Below are 4,586 nucleotides of genomic sequence, written 5' to 3' on the forward strand. Positions count from 1 at the left end.
GCCAGCCGGAAATCAAGCTGATGGACGCAAACCTGCTGGCCTGCCCCGACCATGAACGGCTGCTGGTGCAGCTTGCCAGGAGCCGGGCGCTGGTGGACTTCACCCAGGGCCTTGACATCCGCCTGATAACCCCGGATAATACCGCACTTCTCAACTGCGTGCGGACAAAGGCCGTTCACTTCGCCTGGGATAACCCAAACGAGGACTTGACGCCATACTTCCGGCGCTTTGCCGAACAGACGGCCATCAAAAACTGGCGGAACCGGCGCGTGTATATGCTGACGAACTACGGCAGCACCCACGAGCAGGACTTGTACCGGGTGGAAACCCTGCGGGGCCTGGGCTATGACCCCTATGTGATGATTTACGAAAAGCCCACGGCCCCGCCCATTACCCGCCATTTGCAGCGGTGGGTGAATAACAAACGATTGTTTCATGCCGTCCAGAGCTTTTCCGACTATGAGCCGGTGAAAAAGCTGCTGGCGGCAGGTGAGAAAGGAGGCAACTACTTATTGCAGGACAATCATTAACATTAGGTTCTTTGTTTGACGGGATAGGGGGCTTTCCCTATGCCGCCTCTTTTTATGGGATAACCCCGATTTGGGCCAGTGAAATCCTGCCCTCTGCCGTCCAGGTCACCCGGCGTCACTTTCCAGATATGGAACACGTCGGGGACATTACACGGCTGGATGGGCGGAAACTTCCCCCGGTGGACATCCTCACGTTTGGTTCCCCCTGCCAGGGGCTTTCGATGGCAGGCCAAAGACTGGGCCTTGCGGACGCACGAAGCGGCCTCTTTACGGAGGCAATCAGGATTATCCGTGAAATGCAGGAGGTGACACATGGCGAATACCCCAAGATCGCGCTGTGGGAAAACGTACCCGGCGCTTTGTCGTCCGCAGGAGGACGTGACTTTGAAGCTGTGCTGCAGGCGTTCACAGCGGCCAAAATTCCAATGCCTTATTCTGGACGGTGGGCCAATGCCGGTATGGTACGAGGCAGAGGCGTTGATCTCGCATGGTGCGTGTACGACGCCCAATATTTCGGAACAGCACAGCGGCGCAGGCGCGTGTTCCTTGTCGCAGATTTTAGAGCCAGACGCGCCGGAGAAATACTCTTTGTCCCCAAAAGCCTGCGCGGGTATTTTGAGGCGGGCGGCACGCCGAGGCAAGGACTTGCCGCCTTTACTGAAACTGGCGCTGGAACGGCAGATGGCCCGGTGATACCCTCCGCCGTCACCTTACGCATACGCTCCGGCTGTGAGGGCGGAGGAAAGGGGCCGCTTTTGCAGGTAGAAAAAAGCGGGACGCTGGCAACCGGGAACGACCAGTATCTTTTCACTTTACGGCAGGCCGGGGTTGAAGTGCTGAACGACCAGGGCGGCGCGTCCCTTACCGTAGAGCAGAAAGAAGTTTCCCCCACGCTCCGCAGCCAGACCCACGGAAACCTGCCTGTTGTGGCAATGGGATTTGAATTACAGCAGATTACCAGCAAGACCAACCGTTCCGCCCTAAAGCCGGTTCAGCCGACCTTGTGCGGTGCCGGGAACCCCCATGTGATCTGCATGGCGACCGGGCAGGCCAATGCCTCCATTTTAGAGGACACCTCCCCGACGCTGACCCACTCTAACGAACGCCCCATTGTGGTGTACCCCGAACTGGCCGGGACGCTGTGCGCCTCCGGCGCTGGCCTCTCCCGGCCCGCTGGCATGGCAAGCGAAACGGACTTCTGCATAGTCGAGGCGGGCGAAGCATGGGAGAGCCTTGTACGTCGGTTGACCCCTGTGGAGTGTGAACGCCTGCAAGGTTTCCCGGACGGCTGGACAGAGTACGGGGCGGACGGGCGGCCCATCAGCGACACGAACCGCTACCAGATGTTAGGAAACAGCGTGGCTATTCCCTGCGTGGCCTATATCATGCAGGGCATTGTCGGCGCTATGGAAACGAGGTGATATTTTTTGGCTTATGTAACTGTCCCCAAGGATTTTACCCGCGTGAAATCCAAGGTGGTGTTTGGACTTACCAAACGGCAACTGATCTGTTTTGGCGGTGCGCTGCTTGTAGGCGTCCCGCTTTTTTTGCTGATACGGGGCCGCGTCCCCACCAGCGCGGCGGCGCTTCTCATGGTCTTTGTCATGCTTCCGGGCTTTCTCATGGCGCTTTACGAGCGCCACGGCCAGCCCCTTGAAGTGGTGGTATGGCAGATTATCAAGTGCTGCTTTCTCATGCCGAAAGAGCGGCCCTACCAGACCAACAACGCCTATTCTGCCCTTGTGCGGCAGCGACAAATGGAAAAGGAGGTAAATGCCATTGTCCAAAGAGCAAAGGAACGAAACGCCGGGAAAAGCGCCGGTAAAGCTGACCCGCGCCGAACGAAAAGAAATCCAGGCCGTCATCCGCAGGTATAAGGGCGACGGCAAGCCCCATTCCGCCCAGGAGAGCATACCCTATGAGGCCATGTACCAGGACGGCGTGTGCCGGGTGACGCCTAACACCTTTTCCAAGTGCATTGAGTTTGCGGACATCAGCTACCAACTGGCGCAGGCGGACACCAAGACGGCCATCTTTGAAAACCTGTGCGACCTTTACAACTACCTGGACGCCTCTATCCACGTCCAGTTTTCTTTCTTAAACCGCAAGATCGACCCCCGGCAGTACGCCAAGAGCTTTGAGATTAAAGCCCAGGGGGACGACTTCGACGACATCCGGGCGGAGTATTCCGGGATTTTGCAAGACCAGCTTGTGAGCGGCAACAACGGCCTGACAAAACGGAAATTCCTGACGTTCACCATTGAGGCGGACAGCCTGAAAATGGCCCGCGCCAGGCTTCGCCGGATTGAAACCGACCTGTTAGGCTACTTCAAGAGCATGGGGGCCGTGGCCTGGGCGCTGGACGCCAAAGACCGGCTGGAAGTCATGCACAGCCTGTTCCACCCGGACGGGGAGCCGTTTCAGTTTGATTGGAAGTGGCTGGCACCCTCCGGCCTCTCCACCAAGGACTTTATCGCCCCGTCGTCGTTCCGCTTCGGGAACTCCCGGATGTTCGGCCTGGGCGGGAAATACGGGGCGGTGAGCTTTTTGCAAATCCTCTCCCCGGAGCTGTCGGACGAAATGCTGGCCGACTTCCTCAACACGGAAAACGGGATTGCCGTCAATCTCCATGTGCAGGCCATCGACCAGAGCGAGGCCATTAAGACGGTCAAGCGCAAGATCACCGACCTGGACGCCATGAAGATACAGGAGCAGAAACGGGCCGTCCGCAGCGGTTACGACATGGACATTCTTCCCAGCGACCTTGCCACCTACGGCCAGGACGCCAAGGAGCTGTTAAAGACCTTGCAGAGCCGGAATGAACGGATGTTCCAGATCACCTTTTTGGTGCTGAACACCGCCGACACCCGGCAAAAGCTGGAAAACGATGTGTTCTGGGCCGCAGGTGTGGCGCAGAAGTACAACTGTTCCCTGGTGCGGCTGGACTACCAGCAGGAAGCGGGCTTAATGAGCTGCCTCCCCCTGGGGGCCAACCAGATTAAAATTGAGCGTTCTTTGACGACTTCCAGCGTGGCCGTGTTCGTTCCCTTTGTGACCCAGGAGCTTTTTCAGGGCGGCAACGCCATGTACTACGGCGTCAACGCCAAGACCGGCAACATGATTATGCTGGACAGGAAACGGGCGCGGTGTCCCAACGGCTTGAAGCTCGGCACTCCCGGTTCCGGCAAGTCCATGAGCTGTAAATCCGAGATTTTGAGCGTGTTCCTCTGTACGCCGGACGACGTGTATATCTGTGACCCGGAGGCCGAGTATTATCCCTTAGTGCGGCGGCTTCACGGCCAGGTGGTAAAGTTGTCGCCCACCAGCAAATCCTACTTGAACCCGCTGGACATCAACCTGAATTACTCCGAGGATGAAAACCCGCTGGCGCTTAAATCCGACTTTGTGCTGTCGTTCTGTGAGCTTGTCATGGGCGGCAAGAACGGTTTGGAGGCCATCGAAAAGACGGTGATCGACCGGGCGGTGCAGGTGATCTACCGGCCCTACCTGGCAGACCCCCGCCCGGAAAATATGCCAATCCTTTCCGACCTGCACAAAGCCCTGTTAGACCAGCATATCCCGGAGGCCGACCGGGTGGCCCAGGCCCTTGACCTGTATGTGTCTGGTTCCCTGAACGTCTTTAACCACCGTACCAACGTGGACATCCACAGCCGGATTGTGGCCTTTGACATCAAGGAGTTAGGCAAGCAGTTAAAGAAAATCGGTATGCTGATCGTCCAAGACCAGATATGGGGCCGGGTGACGCAGAACCGCAGCCAGGGCAAAGCCACCTGGTTTTTCTGCGACGAATTTCACCTGCTACTGCGGGAAGAACAGACGGCGGCCTTTTCCTGCGAGATTTGGAAGCGGTTCAGAAAATGGGGCGGTGTCCCGACAGGTGCCACGCAGAACGTCAAAGACCTGCTTTCCTCCCCGGAAATTGAAAATATCCTGGAAAACAGCGACTTTATCTGCCTGCTAAACCAGGCGTCCGGCGACCGCAAAATCCTGGCGGAGCGGCTGAACATCTCTCCCCAGCAGCTACGGTATGTGGAC

At 57.7% G+C, this 4,586-nt stretch carries 3 protein-coding genes and 1 pseudogene; all 4 read left to right on the forward strand.

The window, feature by feature from the left end:
* Positions 1–530 (forward strand): annotated as a pseudogene (locus B5F53_RS19245) (radical SAM protein); the annotation flags it as partial.
* Complete coding sequence (gene dcm / locus B5F53_RS19250) at positions 512–1,951, forward strand: DNA (cytosine-5-)-methyltransferase (protein ID WP_087227082.1); 1,440 nt, start codon at positions 512–514, stop codon at positions 1,949–1,951. The pseudogene B5F53_RS19245 and the gene dcm, both read left to right, overlap by 19 nt.
* A 6-nt stretch (positions 1,952–1,957) precedes the next feature.
* Positions 1,958–2,407 carry a PrgI family protein gene (locus B5F53_RS19255; RefSeq protein ID WP_087227084.1) on the forward strand — a complete coding sequence of 150 codons (450 nt, stop codon included), beginning with the start codon at positions 1,958–1,960 and terminating at the stop codon, positions 2,405–2,407.
* The coding region (locus B5F53_RS19260; RefSeq protein ID WP_087227086.1) for a VirB4-like conjugal transfer ATPase, CD1110 family at positions 2,310–4,586 on the forward strand (2,277 nt) is incomplete at its 3' end. The genes B5F53_RS19255 and B5F53_RS19260, both read left to right, overlap by 98 nt.

This window comes from Blautia sp. An249 (genome assembly GCF_002159835.1).
In the GTDB taxonomy this organism is placed as follows: domain Bacteria; phylum Bacillota; class Clostridia; order Lachnospirales; family Lachnospiraceae; genus Blautia_A; species Blautia_A avistercoris.